This is a genomic window from Thermocatellispora tengchongensis, assembly GCF_014202315.1.
Lineage (GTDB): Bacteria > Actinomycetota > Actinomycetes > Streptosporangiales > Streptosporangiaceae > Thermocatellispora > Thermocatellispora tengchongensis.
On sequence record NZ_JACHGN010000012.1, the window covers coordinates 170,334 to 187,590 of the forward strand.

At 73.0% G+C, this 17,257-nt stretch carries 11 protein-coding genes; 1 reads left to right on the top strand and 10 read right to left on the bottom strand.

Features of this window, described 5'->3' with window-relative positions:
• Positions 1-21: 21 nt before the first annotated feature.
• From HNP84_RS27275 to metH, 4 genes are all read right to left on the bottom strand, one after another.
• Positions 22-1,017, bottom strand: coding sequence for an ABC transporter permease (locus HNP84_RS27275; protein ID WP_185052772.1), 996 nt, complete (start codon positions 1,015-1,017; stop codon positions 22-24).
• A 1,815-nt stretch (positions 1,018-2,832) separates the two neighbouring features.
• A complete protein-coding gene (locus HNP84_RS27280) occupies positions 2,833-3,324 on the bottom strand; it encodes a cellulose synthase (RefSeq protein ID WP_185052773.1) in 492 nt (163 codons plus the stop codon).
• Positions 3,325-3,435: 111 nt separating this feature from the next.
• Entirely contained in the window at positions 3,436-4,116 is a 681-nt protein-coding gene (locus HNP84_RS27285) for an HAD family hydrolase (RefSeq protein ID WP_185052774.1), read from the bottom strand.
• Positions 4,109-7,573, bottom strand: coding sequence for a methionine synthase (gene metH / locus HNP84_RS27290; protein WP_185052775.1), 3,465 nt, complete (start codon positions 7,571-7,573; stop codon positions 4,109-4,111). Before metH ends, HNP84_RS27285 begins: the two co-directional genes overlap by 8 nt.
• Before the next feature lie 307 nt (positions 7,574-7,880).
• On the opposite strand from metH, the gene HNP84_RS27295 reads away from it, so the two are divergent.
• A complete protein-coding gene (locus HNP84_RS27295; RefSeq protein WP_185052776.1) occupies positions 7,881-8,735 on the top strand; it encodes a PAC2 family protein in 855 nt (284 codons plus the stop codon).
• 114 nt (positions 8,736-8,849) lie between these two features.
• On the opposite strand, the gene HNP84_RS27300 is transcribed toward HNP84_RS27295, so the two are convergent.
• The 6 genes from HNP84_RS27300 to HNP84_RS27325 are packed head-to-tail and all read right to left on the bottom strand — an operon-like array spanning position 8,850 to position 17,156.
• A complete protein-coding gene (locus HNP84_RS27300) occupies positions 8,850-9,593 on the bottom strand; it encodes a sirohydrochlorin chelatase (RefSeq protein WP_312925787.1) in 744 nt (247 codons plus the stop codon).
• Positions 9,590-10,771 carry a uroporphyrinogen-III synthase gene (locus HNP84_RS27305; protein WP_185052777.1) on the bottom strand — a complete coding sequence of 394 codons (1,182 nt, stop codon included), beginning with the start codon at positions 10,769-10,771 and terminating at the stop codon, positions 9,590-9,592. The genes HNP84_RS27300 and HNP84_RS27305 overlap by 4 nt, the downstream gene beginning before the upstream one ends.
• 22 nt (positions 10,772-10,793) lie before the next feature.
• On the bottom strand, positions 10,794-11,153 hold the full coding sequence (nirD, locus tag HNP84_RS27310) for a nitrite reductase small subunit NirD (protein ID WP_185052778.1): 360 nt from the start codon (positions 11,151-11,153) through the stop codon (positions 10,794-10,796).
• A complete protein-coding gene (gene nirB / locus HNP84_RS27315) occupies positions 11,150-13,606 on the bottom strand; it encodes a nitrite reductase large subunit NirB (protein ID WP_185052779.1) in 2,457 nt (818 codons plus the stop codon). The genes nirD and nirB overlap by 4 nt, the downstream gene beginning before the upstream one ends.
• Positions 13,603-15,030, bottom strand: coding sequence for an FAD-dependent oxidoreductase (locus HNP84_RS27320; protein WP_185052780.1), 1,428 nt, complete (start codon positions 15,028-15,030; stop codon positions 13,603-13,605). Before HNP84_RS27320 ends, nirB begins: the two co-directional genes overlap by 4 nt.
• On the bottom strand, positions 15,027-17,156 hold the full coding sequence (locus HNP84_RS27325; RefSeq protein WP_185052928.1) for a molybdopterin oxidoreductase family protein: 2,130 nt from the start codon (positions 17,154-17,156) through the stop codon (positions 15,027-15,029). Before HNP84_RS27325 ends, HNP84_RS27320 begins: the two co-directional genes overlap by 4 nt.
• Between the last annotated feature and the right edge of the window lie 101 nt (positions 17,157-17,257).

The following is a 17,257-nucleotide window of genomic DNA, read 5'->3' on the forward strand; positions in this document are numbered from 1 at the left end:
GGGGGAACCGGTCGGAAGAGCTCATCGGCCACGCGGGTCGAGCGCGTCTCTCAGCCCGTCGCCGAACAAGTTGAAGGCCAGCACCGTGATGAAGATCGCAAGGCCGGGGAAGAGCGCGAAGTGCGGCACGGTGTAGTAGCGCGCGGCCTCCGCCAGCATCCCGCCCCACGTCGGAGTCGGCGGGCGCACGCCCACGCCGAGGAAGGACAGCGCGGCCTCGAACAGGATGTTGGTCGGGATCAGCAGCGTGGCGTAGATCAGGATCGGCGCGACCAGGTTGGGCAGCAGCTCCCGGAAGATGATGTACGGGCTGCGCGCGCCCAGGCTCTTGGCCGCGTCCACGAACTCCCGCTCACGCAGCGACAGGGTCTGACCTCGTACGATCCTGCCGATGTAGGGCCAGCTGAAGAAGCCGATGATGAACACCAGCAGCGCGACCCGCAGCGTGTCGCCCGAGAGCCCGAACGCCTGGTCGGGCACCACGCCGGCCAGCGCGATGGCGAACACCAGCAGCGGGAAGGCCAGGAAGACGTCCATGGCCCGGCTGATCAGGGTGTCCACGAAGCCGCCGAAGTAGCCGGCGATCACGCCGAGCGTGGTGCCGATCACCGTGGACAGCAGCGTGGCGAGGAACGCGATGAGCAGCGAGATCCGGGCGCCGTAGACCACCCGGCTGAAGATGTCGCGGCCCCACTGCGGCTCGACGCCGAACAGGAAGTCCCAGCTGATGCCGCCGAACGGCTCCTTGGGCACCAGCGTGGACTGGTCGATCTTCTCGCGGTGGAACTCCAGCGGGGGGTGCCCGAAGAGGTTCACGATGAGCGGTGCGAACACGGCCACGATGATGAGCACGACGATCACCACGGCACCCGCCATGGCCACCTTGTCGCGCTTGAGGCGCATCCAGGCGATCTGCCCGAGCGACCTCCCCTGGATCGCCTTACGGTCCGCTCCCGCAAGCACGGCCTCCGGTGCCGGCTCGGTGGCCGACCCGGGAACATCGAGCGGCGCGGTCATGCTGATAGCCCCCTGGATCCCAGACGACATCGTCCGAATTTAGGCGCGGGTTCGCACCTGATGGTGAAACCGCTTGGTACGGCCCCCGGAGGCAGAATCTATGGGCTGAGCTGCGCTGACTAGTCCCTCAAGCCTCGATGTGGCTCAACTGTGATTCACGCGAAATTCATTCGTATCGATCTTGCGGGGTATGTCTGGAAGCCGTACAGGTTCCGTCTCGGATTCGTGACATTAACGCTGCTGCACAGCCTACATCCCCACTACAGACAGTGACGCCCCATCCCGCCCACCCGCCCCCACAGCCCTCCCACCACACCGTCCCAAACCCCCCATCCCGCCCGACCGCCCCCACTCCCCACTTCGGCACAGGCCCCCGCGACCACCCCACCCCGGCCCAGCCCCGCCCCCCTCCACCCCAAAGGCATCCCAGGTGGCAGGCCACCACAGCACGGGCACGAACGCGACAAGACCCGGCGCGAGCGCGCGACGGCGGCCTCGGGCCGCCCGCCCGAGCCGGACCAGCGCAGGAGCAACGACCGACACGGACACGAGGACAGGCACCGCCACCGGCCCTCGGGCGACCGCGCAGCGATACCAACCGGGCACGAGCGCGACGCCGGAGCCGGGCCAAGTGCGGGCACGAACCCAACAGCGGGCACACGCGGCGGAGCCAGGCCAGGCGCAGGACACGCTGACGGCCTCGGGCGCCCCGCCCGGGCGGACCAGCGCGGGAGCGACGACCGCCGTGGACACGAGGACAAGCACCGCAACCGGCCCGGCGGTGACCGCGCAGCGATACCAGACCGGGCACGAGCACGACGCCGGGGCCCGGTCGAGCACGGGCACGAACCCAACGGCCGACACGCGCGGCAGAGCCAAGCCAGGCGCAGGACGCGCGACGGCGAGCTAGGGCAGCCCACCCGGGCCGGACCAAGCGCGGGTCGGACCAGGCGCGGGCCGACGGGCACCGTCACCCGCCCGACGGGGTGTGTCACCGTTCGGGAGGAGGCGGCCGGAGGGCGTCGCGTTTCCGCAAGTTCCGGCATCCACCCCCATCCCGTCGGGCGCAAGATCCACCGTCGCCCGGATACTCCCGCCCGACGGCGGGCACGCGCGACGGGGCCCGGCCGGGCCGGGGGCGCGGGCACGAAGGCGAGCGCGAGCGGCCGGGGCGCGGGCACGAAGGCAAGCGCGAGTGACCGGGGGTGCGGGCGCGAGCGGCCGGGGTGCGGGCACGAGCGGCTGGGGTTGGCTGGTGTGGTTTCGTGCGCTCTGTCCGCGGTGTGTTCACCCCGCTGTGCGGAAGAGGCGGGCCGTGCGGTGACGGCCGCGCCAGCCGATGGTGTGGCCTCGCGATCTCGCTCGCCTGCAATTCCGCTCAGCACATCCCGGCCCTCGCCCTGCCGTCGCCCCCGCCCCCGCGCCCCGAGGTGGCAGGTCTCGCCGTCTTGCTCGCCCTGGACCGTCAGCCCGGCCCCGCCTGCCGTAGGGCGGCGGGACGCATGGAGGTGTTGACCTGCCGGCCGGGGGCCGTCGACGTGATCTGCCCACTGCCCTGCCGCGCACCACAACCAACGACCCACACCGCTACCAGGACCACCACCGCACACCCCGCCCTCTCCACACAGCGGGATGGTGTCGCGTTTCGCGACGTTCCGGCATCCATCCCCGTCCCGTCTTGCCGCGGCGGGAGATCCGCCGTTGGCCGGGCGCTCCCACGCTGCCCGGTGCGGCCGGCTGGGGCCGGGCGGGCCAGGGCGTGAGACCCGGGCCTTTTGGGGGCCCTGGGGGATCATTCCCTGGCCGGGTGGGCGGTCAGCTGATGCCGCGGCGCTTGAGGATGGCCTCGATGTCGGAGAAGTCGTCGTCGGCGGCCGCGGGTTTCTTGGCGGGGGCGGGCTGCTGGGCGGGGCGGGCCTGGGGGGCGGTGGGGGTGGTGGGGGGGACGGCCTGGCGGGGGGTGGGTGGGGTGGTGGCGGCGGGGGTGCGGGGTGGGGTGGTGGCGCGGGTGCGGGAGCGGAGGACTCCGGAGACCAGGTAGAGGAGCACGGCCAGGCCGGTGACGGCGACGCCGGCCCAGACCGTGGGCGAGAGGACCAGGCCGGTCACGAAGCCCACGGCGGCGGAGCCGATCTGCCACAGGGTGGGCAGGGCGCCGGTCAGGTAGGCGGCCATGGGCAGCAGGGACCAGGCGGCCAGGCGCAGGCCCGCGGCGGCGCCGCGTCTTCTCAGCACCAGGAAGCTCAGCACCAGTCCCACGCCGGTGACTCCGGCGCACAACGGCAACCACGCGATCGCGTCGTACATTTCAGGCCGCCCCTCGTCTCGGCTTCACTCTTCCATCCTGGCACGCGTGGCGGCCGGGGCCGATCCTCCTGAGGTCGGATTGTCCCCCTAGGGGCCCCCTAGGGGGACGGCTCAGGAGAACAGGGCGTGCAGCACCGTGACGTCCACCTGGTGCAGTGAGGTCACCACGAGGCGCCCGGGGGCCTCGGGGATCGGCAGGACGCTGGGCACCGCGACCACGCGGCAGCCAGCGGCCGTGGCGGCGGTGACGCCGTTCGGGGAGTCCTCCAGCACCGCGCACCGGGCCGGATGGACGCCGGTCAGCCGGGCCGCGGTGGCGTACGGCTCGGGGTCGGGCTTGGCCCGGGTGACGTCGTCGCCGGTCACCACGTGGTCGAAGTAGTGGCGGCCGATGCCGGCCAGGCACAGCTCGGCGATCTTGCGCGCGGAGGAGGTGACCAGGGCCGTGGGCAGGCCGGCCGCGCGCACGGCCTCGAGCAGCTCGGGGGCGCCCGGCATCAGCTCGACGCCGCCGGCCAGCCTGGCGCGCATGCCCTCGATCATCCACTCCGCGACGGTCTCGGGCGGCACCGAGGCGCCGGAGACCTTGAGCATGTACGCCACCGTGCTCGGCATCGACCCGCCGACCAGGGCCTCCTGGTGGTCGTGGCCCCAGCCGGCGCCCAGGCGGGCCATGACCTCCGACTCGACCTCGAACCACACCTTCTCGGTGTCGACCAGGAGCCCGTCCATGTCGAAGAAGACGGCGCCGAGGCCGTCGCCGCGAGCCCCCGCGGCGGAGGGCTCAGACATTGAAGTACTTCGCCTCGGGGTGGTGCGCCACCAGCGCGGACGTGGCCTGCTCGGGGTGGAGCTGGAACTCCTCCGACAGCGTGACGCCGATCCGGGACGGGTCGAGCAGCTCCATCACCTGAACCTGGTCCTCCAGGTTGGGGCAGGCGGGGTAGCCGAAGCTGTAGCGGCAGCCCCGGATGTTGACCTTGAGCATGTCCTCCAGGCTCTCGTCGCCGCCGATGCCCAGCTCGGCGCGCACCCGGGCGTGCCAGTACTCCGCCAGCGCCTCGGTGAGCTGCACCGACAGGCCGTGCAGCTCCAGGTAGTCGCGGTAGGCGTCCTTGGCGAACAGCTCGGCGGTGGCCTGGGAGATCCGGTTGCCCATGGTCACGACCTGGAAGGCGATGACGTCCACCTCGCCGGACTCGCGGGACCTGAAGAAGTCGGACAGGCACAGGTGCCGGTCGCGGCGCTGGCGCGGGAAGGTGAAGCGGGTGCGCTCGCCGCCGGACTCGTCCAGGATGATCAGGTCGTCGCCGTCGCTGACGCACGGGAAGTAGCCGTAGGCGACCGCGGCCTCCAGCAGGCCCTCGGTCTGCAGCCGGTCCAGCCACATGCGCAGGCGCGGCCGGCCCTCGGTCTCGACCAGCTCCTCGTACGACGGCCCGTCGCCGCCGCGCGCGGCCTTCAGCCCCCACTGCCCCATGAAGGTGGCCCGCTCGTCGAGGAAGGCGGCGTAGTCGGCCAGCGGGATGCCCTTGACCACCCGGTCGCCGTAGAACGGGGCCACCGGCACGGGGTTGTCGGTGGCGACGTCGGAGCGCGCGGGCAGCTCCTCCACCGGCGTGCGCTGCAGGACCGCGCCGGTCTTGACCCGGCGCTCGCGCAGCGGCGGGAGCTCGGCGCCCTTCTCGCCGCGCTTGACGGCCATGAAGGCGTCCATCAGCCGCAGCCCCTCGAAGGCGTCGCGGGCGTAGCGCACCTCGCCCTCGAACAGGTCGGCGAGGTCCTGCTCGACGTAGGCCCGGGTGAGCGCGGCGCCGCCGAGCAGCACCGGGTAGCGCCGGGAGATGCCCCGGGCGTTCATCTCCTCCAGGTTCTCCTTCATGATGACCGTGGACTTCACCAGCAGGCCGGACATGCCGATGACGTCGGCCTCCTTGTCCTCGGCGGCCTCCAGGATCGCCGACACCGGCTGCTTGATGCCGAGGTTGACCACCTCGTAGCCGTTGTTGGACAGGATGATGTCCACCAGGTTCTTGCCGATGTCGTGCACGTCGCCCTTGACGGTGGCCAGCACGATGCGGCCCTTGGTGGTGCCCTCGACCCGGTCCATGTGGGGCTCCAGGTACGCCACGGCGCTCTTCATGACCTCGGCGGACTGCAGCACGAACGGGAGCTGCATCTGGCCGGAGCCGAACAGGTCGCCGACCGTCTTCATGCCGTCGAGCAGCACGTCGTTGATGATCTCCAGGGCGGGCCGCTGCGCCAGCGCCTCGTCCAGGTCGGCCTCCAGGCCCTTGCGCTCGCCGTCGATGATCCGCCGCTTGAGCCGCTCCCACAGCGGCAGCCCGGCCAGCTCGGCGGCCTTGCCGGCGCGCATCGCCGCGGCATCGACGCCCTCGAACAGCTCCATGAAGCGCTGCAGCGGGTCGTAGCCCTCGCGCCGCCGGTCGTAGACCATGTCCAGGGCGACCTGGCGCTGCTCGTCGGGGATGCGCGCCATGGGCAGGATCTTGGAGGCGTGCACGATGGCGGAGTCGAGCCCGGCGTTGACGCACTCGTTGAGGAAGACGCTGTTGAGCACGATCCGCGCGGCCGGGTTGAGCCCGAAGGAGATGTTGGACAGGCCCAGCGTGGTCTGCACCTCGGGGTAGCGCCGCTTGATCTCGCGGATGGCCTCGATGGTGGCCGCGCCGTCGCGCCGGGTCTCCTCCTGGCCGGTGGCGATGGGGAAGGTGAGGCAGTCGACGATGATGTCCTCGACCCGCATGCCCCAGTCGCGCACGAGGTCGTCGATGATCCGGGAGGCGACCTCGACCTTCTTCTCGGCGGTGCGGGCCTGGCCCTCCTCGTCGATGCACATGACGGTGACGGCCGCGCCGTGCTCGCGCACCAGGCGCATGGTGCGCTGGAAGCGGGAGTCGGGGCCGGTGCCGTCCTCGTAGTTGACCGAGTTGACCACCGCGCGCCCGCCCAGCATCTCCAGGCCGGCCTGGATCACGTCGGGCTCGGTGGAGTCGAGCACGATCGGCAGCGTGGAGGCGGTGGCGAAGCGGAAGGCCAGCTCCTTCATGTCGGCCACGCCGTCGCGGCCGACGTAGTCGACGCACAGGTCGAGCATGTGGGCGCCGTCGCGGGCCTGGCCGCGGGCCATCTCGACGCAGGTCTCCCAGTCGCCGGCGAGCATGGCCTCGCGGAATGCCTTGGAGCCGTTGGCGTTGGTGCGCTCGCCGATGGCGAGGTAGGAGGTGTCCTGCCGGAACGGGACGTGCTGGTACAGCGAGGAGGCGCCGGCCTCGGGACGGGGCCGGCGCGGGGTGTGGGGCCTGCCGCCCACCCGCTCGACCACCTGGCGCAGGTGCTCGGGGGTGGTGCCGCAGCAGCCGCCGACCAGCGACAGGCCGTAGTCGCGGGTGAACCCGTCGTGCGCGTCGGCCAGCTCGCCGGGGGTGAGCGGGTAGAAGGCGCCGTCGGCGGTGAGCTGGGGCAGGCCCGCGTTGGGCATGCACGACAGCGGCAGCCGGGAGTGGCGGGCGAGGTAGCGCAGGTGCTCGCTCATCTCGGCCGGGCCGGTGGCGCAGTTGAGGCCGATGACGTCCACGCCCAGCGGCTCGATGGCGGTCAGCGCGGCGCCGATCTCGGAGCCGAGCAGCATGGCGCCGTTGGTCTCGATGGTGACCTGGGCGATGACCGGGACGTCGCGGCCGGCCTCGGCCGCGGCCCGCCTGGCCCCGATGACCGCGGCCTTGACCTGGAGCAGGTCCTGGCAGGTCTCGATGATCAGCGCGTCGGCGCCGCCGGCGATCAGCCCGGCCGCGTTCTCCTGGTACGCGTCGCGCAGCTTGGCGAACGGCAGGTGGCCCAGGGTGGGCAGCTTGGTGCCGGGGCCCATGGAGCCGAGCACGAACCGGGGATGCTCGGGGGTGGACCAGTGGTCGGCGCGCTCGCGGGCCAGCCTGGCGCCGGCCTCGGACAGCTCGAAGATGCGCTCGGCGATGCCGTACTCGCCGAGGGCGGCCAGGTTGGCGCCGAAGGTGTTGGTCTCGACGCAGTCGACGCCGACCTCGAAGTAGGCGTCGTGGACGCTGCGCACGATGTCGGGCCGGGAGACGTTGAGCACCTCGTTGCAGCCCTCGTGGCCCTCGAAGTCGTCGAGGGTGACGTCGTGTGACTGCAGCATCGTCCCCATCGCCCCGTCGGCGACCATGACGCGCTCGGCCAGGACTTCACGGAAAGACGGTCTGCTAGTCATGCGGGCAATCCTATCGGGATCGTCGTCGGGGGGAATCTTCGCGGGACCGCTGTTGTACGGGGCGTCCAATGACGGGCGGGCGGCCCTCCCGCCTCTGGCGCAACGCCGGCCCGCCCCTCCCCCATTCCGGCCCCGTTCCGGCGTGCCACGGGGCGCGGATCTATCCTTTACCCGCCACGGGTCGTCCCCCGGCGAGCGGGTCGCGTGTTCACTCTCGGCTCACTGCGCGCCCACTGGCCGCTCATGGACGCCAAAGGGTCGCCGAGCACATAGGCTTAGCCAAGAAACAGCGGAGAGGAGGCGGCGCGTGATCGAGCTCGAAGGGCTCCCCGAGCTCGTCGATCCGGTGCTGATCGCCGCGTTCGAGGGCTGGAACGACGCGGGCGAGGCCTCCAGCGGCGCGCTCAGCCATCTCGAAACGGCCTGGAAGGCCACGCCGCTGATCGCGCTCGACCCGGAGGACTACTACGACTTCCAGGTCACCCGGCCGATCGTCGAGCTGGGCGAGGGCGTCAACCGGCCCATCACCTGGCCCACCACCCGGCTGTCGCTGGCGCGCCCGCCGGGCGTGGAGCGCGATGTGGTGCTGCTGCGCGGCATCGAGCCGAACATGCGCTGGCGCACCTTCTGCGAGGAGATCATCGCGATCTGCCGCGAGCTGGGCATCGAGATGGCCGTGCTGCTCGGGGCGCTGCTGAACGACTCCCCGCACAGCCGCCCGGTGCCGGTCGTGGGCGCCTCCACCGATCCCGGCCTGGCCCGCGCGATCCACCTGGAGCTGACCCGCTACGAGGGCCCCACGGGCATCGTGGGCGTGCTGCAGCAGGCGTTCGGCGCCGCCGGCATCACCGCGGTCTCGCTGTGGGCCTCGGTGCCCCACTACGTCGCCCAGCCGCCCAACCCCAAGGCCACCCTGGCCCTGCTGCGCCGCACCGAGGACCTCCTCGACATCCCGATGCCCCTGGGCGACCTGCCCGAGGAGGCGCGGGCCTGGGAGCACGGCGTCGATGAGCTGGCCTCCCAGGACAGCGAGGTCGCCGAGTACGTCCGCGAGCTTGAGGAGCGCAAGGACGCCGCCGACCTCCCCGAGGCCAGCGGCGACGCCATCGCGGCCGAGTTCGAGCGCTACCTGCGCCGCCGCGACACCGGCAACGACACCTGACCCGCGCCGCCCGACCCGCGGCGCCTGCGTACCCCTCCCCTGGAGCCCGCGCGGGGCTCCGGGGCGGGTGGGGTGCGGCGTGAGCGATCCCGGGCGGGCCGGATCAGAGCCGGATCAGAGCGCGAGGCGCACGGCGGGACGCGCCGCGGTGGCGACGGCCTCGTCGTGGCGGGCCCAGACCAGGCGCGCGAGGTCGGCGTCGGCGCCGAGGGAGGCGCTGACCAGGTCGGCGCCCGACTCCTCCAGGCGGGTCTGGAAGAAGCCCGGGGCCAGCAGGTACGACGCGACCGCCACGCGCGGTGCGGGGCCCGAGCGCAGCCGGTCCAGGGCCTCGGGGAGTGCGGGGGCGCCCGCGGAGGCGAAGGCCGCGGTGACGGGCCGCGACAGGCGCACCGACAGCAGCCGGGCCGCCGCGCGCACGTCGGCGAGGGCGCCCGGGTCGGAGGAGCCGGCGGCGCCCAGGATGACCGCGTCGGTGGCGCGCAGGCCGGCGCGGTCCAGGCGGCGGGCGAGCAGGCCGGTGAGCAGCGCGTGCGGGCCCAGCGGGCGGGCCACGACCGCGTCGGGGCGGGTCCGGGCGACGATGCCCGGCAGGTCGATGTGCACGTGGTAGCCGCCGGCCAGCAGCATCGGCACCACGACCACGGGCCCGCCCAGCGCGGGCAGCACCTCCTCCAGCTTCGGCGCGCTGATCTCCAGGTAGGCCAGCTCCACCCGGTGGCCGGGGCGGGCCCTGTGCACCAGGTCCCGCAGCCCGGCGAGTACTTCCTCCCCGTGGGTGCTGCGCGTGCCGTGGGCCGCCATGACCAGCGTCGGGGCGTCCGCGGCGCGCGCGGCGGCGGTGCGGCCAGGCGTCACAGGGCGTCCCCGCGCTCGCAGGCCAGGCGGTAGCCGCGCTTGACGACGGTCTCCACGATGCCGGAGGGGCCCAGCGCGCGGCGCAGCCGGGTGATGGCCATCTCGACCGCGTGCTCGGCCGAGTCGCGCGAGGGGCCGCCCGGCAGGACCGTGCGCAGCTCGGAGCGCGCGACCACGTGTCCGGGCTTCTCGGCCAGCCGCTTGAGCACCGCCATCGGCGCCGGCGGCAGCGGCTTGAGGTCGCCGTCCACCGCGACCGCGTGGCCGCGGATCTCCAGGTGGTGGCCGCCCGCGACGAGCCGGGTGACACTCTCGGCGGGAAGGTGCCTGGCGAGCAGGCGGGCCAGCGCGCCGAGCCGGGAGCGGTCGGGCTGGATGACGGGCACGCCCCGGGTCACCAGGGGGCCCGCGGTGACCGGGCCGACGCACGCGGCGACGACCGAGCCGCTGAAGGCGGCGAGCAGGGCCTCCTCCAGGCCGTCGGCGCGCGCCGCGTTGAGCATGGCGAGCACGGCCGGGGCGCTGGTGAACGCCACCGCGTCCACGCCGCCGGAGACCGCCTGGGTGACCAGGCGGCGCAGCGGGGAGGAGTCGCGGTAGGGCAGCCAGCGGTACACCGGCACCTCGATGACCTCCGCGCCGGCGGCGCGCAGGTCGGCGACGAAGCCGGTCAGCGGCTCGCCGTGGAGCTGCACGGCGATGCGGCGCCCGCGCAGGTCCTGGCCCAGCAGGTGCTGCTTGACCTCCTCGCACGACTCGGTGGGCGGGGTCCAGTGGTCGTTGAGCCCCGCGGCGCGCACCGCGCCGCGGGCCTTGGGCCCTCGGGTGAGCAGGCGCGCCTTGGTCAGGTGCTCGCCGAGCTGGGCGGACAGGCCCCACCCCTCGGCCGCCGCCATCCAGCCCCGGAACCCGACGCCGGTGGTGACCACGACGTCGTCCACCGGGCCCGCCAGGGTGGCCCTGGTCGCGGCGAGCAGGTCGGAGTCCTCGGCGAGGGGGACCAGCCTGATCGCGGGCGCGCTGACCACGCGGGCGCCCCTGCGCTCCAGCAGCGCGCAGAACTCCTCGCGCCGCCGGGTCGCGGTCACGCCGATGGTGAACCCGGCGAGCGCGTCGGGCTCCGTCTCCGGTGAACTCGGTTCCTTCACGGGGACCTGCTCCTCGGCCACAGCGGTCATATGTCCTCCTGGCGATATGTCCTCACGCGATGCTGACCTCCACGACGCCGTCCGTGACGCGGATGCGGTACGTAGGAACCGACACCGACGGGTCGTCCAGGCATTCCCCGGTCAGCAGTGAGAACGCCTGCTTGTGCATCGGGGAGGCCACCATGGGCTCCCCCGCCCTCGTGCCGACTATGCCCCGTGAGAGCACGTACGCGCCGCTGAACGGGTCGCGGTTGCCCAGTGCGTACAGGGCGCCGTCGAAGCCGCGGAAGACCGCGATCTGGCGGCCCTCGACCAGGACGCACGCGCCGCGCTCCGGGATCAGGTCGGAGTAGGCGCAGACCGGATGCCAGCGGTCCGTGGAGACGGGCGATGCCTGCAGTTCTACGCTCATGAGCGGGCCACCTCCAGGGGGATGAGCACGGGCTTGATCTGGTCGCGTTCGGTCTCGAAGGCGATCGAGGGGTCGGGCGTGCCGGGGGCGTTGACGAAGCTGACGAAGCGGCGCAGCTTCTCCGGGTCCTCGATGGTGGCGCGCCACTCGTCGAAGTAGCCGGCGACGTGCCGCTCCATCTGGGCCTCCAGCTCGGCGCAGATGCCGAGCGAGTCGTCGATGATCACCTGGCGCAGGTAGTCGAGGCCGCCCTCCAGGTTCTCGATCCAGGCGGCGGTGCGCTGGAGCCGGTCGGCGGTGCGGATGTAGAACATCAGGAACCTGTCGATGATCTTAATCAGATCATCGGTGGACAGGTCGGCGGCCAGCAGTTCCGCGTGGCGCGGCTTGAAGCCGCCGTTGCCGCCGACGTACAGGTTCCAGCCCTGCTCGGTGGCGATGATGCCGAAGTCCTTGCTGCGGGCCTCGGCGCACTCGCGGGCGCAGCCGGAGACGGCGGACTTGAGCTTGTGCGGCGAGCGCAGGCCGCGGTAGCGCAGCTCCAGGGCGATGGCCAGGCCCACCGAGTCCTGTACGCCGTAGCGGCACCAGGTGGAGCCGACGCAGGACTTCACGGTGCGCAGCGCCTTGCCGTACGCGTGGCCGGACTCGAACCCGGCGTCCACCAGCCGCTTCCAGATCTGCGGGAGCTGCTCGACCCGGGCGCCGAACAGGTCGATCCGCTGCCCGCCGGTGATCTTGGTGTAGAGGCCGAAGTCGCGGGCGACCTCGCCGATGACGATCAGCTTCTCCGGGGTGATCTCGCCGCCGGGCACCCGGGGCACCACCGAGTAGGTGCCGTTCTTCTGGATGTTGGCGAGGAAGTGGTCGTTGGTGTCCTGCAGCGCGGCCTGCTCGCCGTCCAGGATGTGCCCGCCGTTGAGCGAGGCCAGGATGGACGCCACCGCGGGCTTGCACACGTCGCAGCCCCTGCCCGTGCCGTGCTCCGCGATGAGCTGGGAGAACGTCCCGATGCCGCGCACCCGTACGATGTCGAACAGCTCGGCCCGCGAGTACGCGAAGTGCTCGCACATCGCCTTGCTGACCTCGACGCCCGACTTGACGAGGATCTGCTTGAGCATGGGCACGCAGCTTCCGCAGGTGGTGCCCGCCCGGGTGCACTTCTTGATCCCGGCGACGTCGGTCAGGCCCTCGCTCGCGATGGCCTCGCAGATCTGCCCCTTGGTGACGTTGTTGCACGAGCAGACCTGCGCGTCGTCGGGCAGGTCCACGTCCACGCCGCCGGTGCCGGCGAACAGCAGCTCGGTGGGGCTGGCGGGCAGCTCGCGGCCGACGAGCGGGCGCAGCGAGTTGTACGGCCCCGCGTCGCCCACGCAGATGCCGCCGAGCAGGGTACGGGCGTCGTCGCTGACGAACAGCTTCTTGTACACCCCGCCGACCGGGTCCATGAAGGTGACGTCCAGCGCGCCGTCAAGGGCGCCGAAGCTGGCCACCTCCACGCCCAGCAGCTTGAGCTTGGTGGACATGTCGGCGCCGGTGAAGACCGCGTCGCCGCCCATGATCCGGTCGGCGGCGACCTCGGCCTGCGTGAAGCACGGCCCGACCAGGCCGTACACCATGCCGCCCGCGAGGGCGCACTCGCCGACGGCGTAGATCGCGGGGTCGGCGGTGCGCATGCCCTCGTCCACGACGATGCCGCCGCGCTCGCCGACCGGCAGGCCGCTGGCGCGGGCCAGCTCGTCGCGCGGGCGGACGCCGGCGGAGAACACCACGACCTGGGCCTCGATCTCGGCGCCGTCGGGCTTGACCAGGCGGGCGACCCGGCCGTCCTCGCCGGGCTCGATCGACTTCACCCCGGCCCCGGTGTGCACCGCCAGGCCCAGCGCCTCGATGTGGTTCTTGAGGATCGAGCCGCCGCCCTCGTCCACCTGGCGGGGCATCAGCCACGGGCTCATCTCCACCACGTGGGTGACCAGGCCGAGGCCGCGCAGCGCGTCGGCGGCCTCCAGGCCGAGCAGGCCGCCGCCGATCACCACGCCGGAGCTCGCCCCCTCGGCCGCGGCGGCGATGGCGTCCAGGTCGTCGATGGTGCGGTAGACGAAGCAGCCGGGCAGGTCCTTGCCGGGGACCGGCGGCACGAAGGGGCTGGAGCCGGTGGCGAGCACCAGCACGTCGTACGGCTCGGTGTGCCCGTCGGCCGCGGTGACCGTGCGGGCCTCGCGGTCGATCCCGGTGACCTTCGCGCCCAGGCGCAGCACGACGCCCTCGGGCACCGGGTAGGTCAGGTCCTCGGCGCTCTTGCCGCTCAGGTAGGAGGTGAGCGCGACCCGGTCGTAGGCGGGCCTGGGCTCCTCCCCCAGCACGGTCACGCTGCCGCCGAACCCCTTGGCGTACAGCGTCTCGATCAGCCGGTACGCCGTGGGCCCGTGCCCCACCACCACTAGCCGCGTCATGCGGAGACTCCTTCCTGCTCGCACAGCCACCCGACGATGCCCTCGACGGCCTCCCTGCAGGTGCCGCACCCGGTCGTGGCCCGCGTCACGGCGGCCACGGCGTCGGCGTCGCGGGCGCCGGACTCCCAGCACGCCCGGATCTGGCCCTTGGTCACGTTGTTGCACTGGCACACCCGCGCCGAGTCGGGCATGCGGACCGGGCTGTCGGCCACGGGCGCGGCGGAGGACAGGCCGGGGAACAGCAGCCCGGCCCGGTCGCCCGGCAGCGGCCCGCCCCGGTCGTAGAGCTGGGTGAGCGTGCCCACGGCGGTGGTCTCGCCGAGCAGGATCGCGCCGACGAGACGGCCGTCGCGGATCACCAGCTTGCGGTAGGTGCCGCGGGCGCGGTGGCTGAAGCGGACCACCTCGGTGCTCTTGTCGGCGCCCTCGTCCACGTGGGTCTCGCCCATGGCCGCCAGCTCCACGCTCTTGGCCTTCAGCCGGGTCACCAGGCGCGAGCCGCGGTACCTGGCGTTCTTGTCGGTGCCGGTGACCAGGTCGGCGACGATCGCGGCCTGCTCCCAGGCGGGGGCGACCAGGCCGTAGACGGTGCCGGCGTGCTGGGCGCACTCGCCGATGGCGTAGATGGACGGGTCGTCGGTGCGCAGCTCGTCGTCCACCACGACGCCGCGCTCGACCTCCAGGCCCGCGTCACGCGCCAGTCCGGCCAGGGGGCGCACGCCGCAGGCCATGATGACCAGGTCGCCGTCCACGACCTCGCCGTCGGCCAGGCGCACGCCGGTGGGCCCGCTCTCGTCGCCGAGCACCTCGGTCACGGTCACGCCGGTCCTGGTGCGCACGCCCAGCTCGGCCAGGGTCTCGCCGAGCACCAGCCCGGCCTCGGGGTCGAGCTGGCGCTCCATCAGGTGCCCGGCCAGGTGCAGCAGCGTCACCGGCAGGCCCCGCCCGGCCAGGCCGCGGGCCGCCTCGACGCCGAGCAGGCCGCCGCCGACCACGACGGCGCTGCGGGCGACCCCGGCCGCGGCCAGGATCGCGGTGCAGTCGTCGAGGGTGCGGAACGCCACGGCGCGCTCGGCGCCCGGGATGGGCGGCACCACGGCCTCGCTGCCGGTGGCCAGCACCAGCACGTCGTACGGCTCGCGCCGCCCGCTCGCGGTGATCACCGACTTGGTGTCGCGGTCGATCTGGACGACCTCGTCGCCGAAGACCGCGGTGACGTCGTGGTCGGCGTACCAGGAGGCGTCGAGCATGCGCACCTGGTCCGGGCCGGAGGTGCCGGCCAGCACGTTGGACAGCAGCACCCGGTTGTAGGGCTGCCAGGTCTCCGCACCCAGGACGGTGACGTCGATGTCCTTGTCACGGGCGCGGACCTCGCTGACGAGCCGGGAACCGGCCATGCCGTTCCCCACCACAACAAGCCTCATGCGACCCTCTCCACTCGCACGGCGCATACCTTGAACTCCGGCATCCTCGACGTCGGGTCGAGCGCCGCGTTGGTGAGCTGGTTGGCGCTGGCGCGCCCCGCCCAGTGGAACGGCATGAACACGGTGTCGGCGCGGATCGCGCCGCTCACCCTGGCCACCCCCTCGGCGGTCCCGCGGCGGCTGACCACGCGCAGCCGCTCCCCCGCCGTCACGCCGAGCCGCTCGGCGAGGTCGGGGTGCAGCTCGACGTACGCCTCGGGCGCGGCCTGCACCAGGGGCCCGATCCTGCGCGTCTGCGCGCCGCTCTGGTAGTGGGCGAGCACGCGCCCGGTGGTCAGGTACAGCGGGTAGTCCTCGTCGATGTCCTCGGCGGCCGGGCGGTGGTCCACCGGCACGAACCTGGCGCGCCCGTCGGGGGTGGCGAAGCCGTCCAGAAAGGGGCGCGGCGTCCCGGGGTGGTCCTCGGCCGGGCAGGGCCAGAAGACCCCGGTCTCGGCGGCGATGCGCTCGTAGGTGATGCCGGAGTAGTCGGCGACGCCGCCGGCGCTGGCGCGGCGCAGCTCGTCGAAGACGGCGCGGGGGTCGTCGGGGAAGCCGTCCGGGTGGCCCAGCCGCCCGGCCAGGCCCGACAGGACGGCGAGGTCGCTCCGCACCCCCGAGGGCGGAGCGACGGCCCGCCTGCGGAGCAGCACCCTGCCCTCCAGGTTGGTCATGGTGCCGCTCTCCTCCGCCCACTGCGTGGACGGCAGCACTACGTCAGCGCGCGCGGCGGTCTCAGACAGCACCAGGTCGGAGACCACGAGCAGTTCCAGGTCGCCGATGCGCTCGGCGACGTGCCCGGCGCGCGGCGCGGAGACCAGCGGGTTGGAGCCGAACAGCAGCAGCGCCTTCGGCCCGGCGGGCGTGCCGAGCGCGTCCAGCAGCTCGTACGCCGAGCGCCCCGGCCCCGGCAGTTCCTCGGGGTCCACGCCCCACACGGCGGCGACGTGGGCGCGGGCCGCCGGGTCGTCGATCTTGCGGTAGCCGGGGAGCTGGTCGGCCTTCTGGCCGTGCTCCCTGCCGCCCTGGCCGTTGCCCTGGCCGGTGACGCAGGCGTACCCGGAGCCCTCGGTGCCGGGCAGGCCGAGCGCGAGGGCCAGGTTGATGAAGGCGGTGACGGTGTCGGTGCCCTTGGCGTGCTGCTCGGCGCCGCGCCCGGTGAGCACCATCGCCCGGCGCGCGGTGCCGAGCAGGCGCACGGCCTCGCGCATCTGGGCGACCGGGACGCCGGTGATCCGCTCCACACGCTCGGGCCACCAGGCGGCCAGCGAGGTGCGCACCGCCTCGAAGCCGGTGGTGCGGGCGGCGATGTAGTCCTCGTCGGCGTACCCGTCGGCGATGGCGATGTGCAGCAGCCCGAGCGCGAGCGCCAGGTCGGTGCCCGGGGTGAGCTGGAGGTGCAGGTCGGCGCTCTTGGCGGTGGCGGTCAGGCGGGGGTCGGCGACGATCAGCCGCCCGCCGCGCTCGCGCATGGCGTTCAGGTGGCGCACGAACGGCGGCATGGTCTCCGCGACGTTCCCGCCCGCGAACAGCACGGCGTCGGCGGCGGCGAGGTCGGTGATCGGGAAGGGCATGCCCCGGTCCATGCCGAAGGCGCGGATGGACGCCGCGGCGGCCGAGGACATGCAGAACCGGCCGTTGTAGTCGATCTGGCTGGTGCGCAGGGCCACCCGGGCGAACTTGCCGAGCAGGTACGCCTTCTCGTTGGTCAGCCCTCCGCCGCCGAACACCGCGACCGCGTCGGGCCCGTGCTCGGCCTGGATGCGCCTGATCCGCTCGGCGATGTAGTCCAGCGCGTCGTCCCAGGTGGCGGGCTCGCCGTGGACGAGCGGGGTGGTGAGGCGGGCGCCGTTGGTGAGCAGTTCGCCGGCCGTCCAGCCCTTCTGGCACAGGCCGCCGGCGTTGGCGGGGATGTCGTCCCTGGGGGTGATGGAGATCTCCTGCCGGCCGCCCGGCGCGGCGGTCGCGGAGATGCGCATGCCGCACTGCAACGCGCAGTACGGGCAGTGCGTGGCGGTCCCGGCGCCGCTGTCCGCACGACCGGAGCCCGGGGCCTTCACAGGCTCCGGGGCGGGAAGTGAGGTCATCGGCATGGGTCCGATGGTGCTTTCGAGGGGTTTCACCGCTGGGTCCCTTCTGTTACCGCTGTGCAACAAGCCGCTAACCGCGTTCACACAAGGGCGGACGC

Bases quoted from the DNA above. Each gene is read 5' to 3' on its own strand.
- HNP84_RS27275 (WP_185052772.1), bottom strand. From the start codon at position 1,017: ATGACCGCGCCGCTCGATGTTCCCGGGTCGGCCACCGAGCCGGCACCG.
- HNP84_RS27280 (WP_185052773.1), bottom strand. From the start codon at position 3,324: ATGTACGACGCGATCGCGTGGTTGCCGTTGTGCGCCGGAGTCACCGGC.
- HNP84_RS27285 (WP_185052774.1), bottom strand. From the start codon at position 4,116: ATGTCTGAGCCCTCCGCCGCGGGGGCTCGCGGCGACGGCCTCGGCGCC.
- metH (WP_185052775.1), bottom strand. From the start codon at position 7,573: ATGACTAGCAGACCGTCTTTCCGTGAAGTCCTGGCCGAGCGCGTCATG.
- HNP84_RS27305 (WP_185052777.1), bottom strand. From the start codon at position 10,771: ATGACCGCTGTGGCCGAGGAGCAGGTCCCCGTGAAGGAACCGAGTTCA.
- nirD (WP_185052778.1), bottom strand. From the start codon at position 11,153: ATGAGCGTAGAACTGCAGGCATCGCCCGTCTCCACGGACCGCTGGCAT.
- nirB (WP_185052779.1), bottom strand. From the start codon at position 13,606: ATGACGCGGCTAGTGGTGGTGGGGCACGGGCCCACGGCGTACCGGCTG.
- HNP84_RS27320 (WP_185052780.1), bottom strand. From the start codon at position 15,030: ATGAGGCTTGTTGTGGTGGGGAACGGCATGGCCGGTTCCCGGCTCGTC.
- HNP84_RS27325 (WP_185052928.1), bottom strand. From the start codon at position 17,156: ATGACCTCACTTCCCGCCCCGGAGCCTGTGAAGGCCCCGGGCTCCGGT.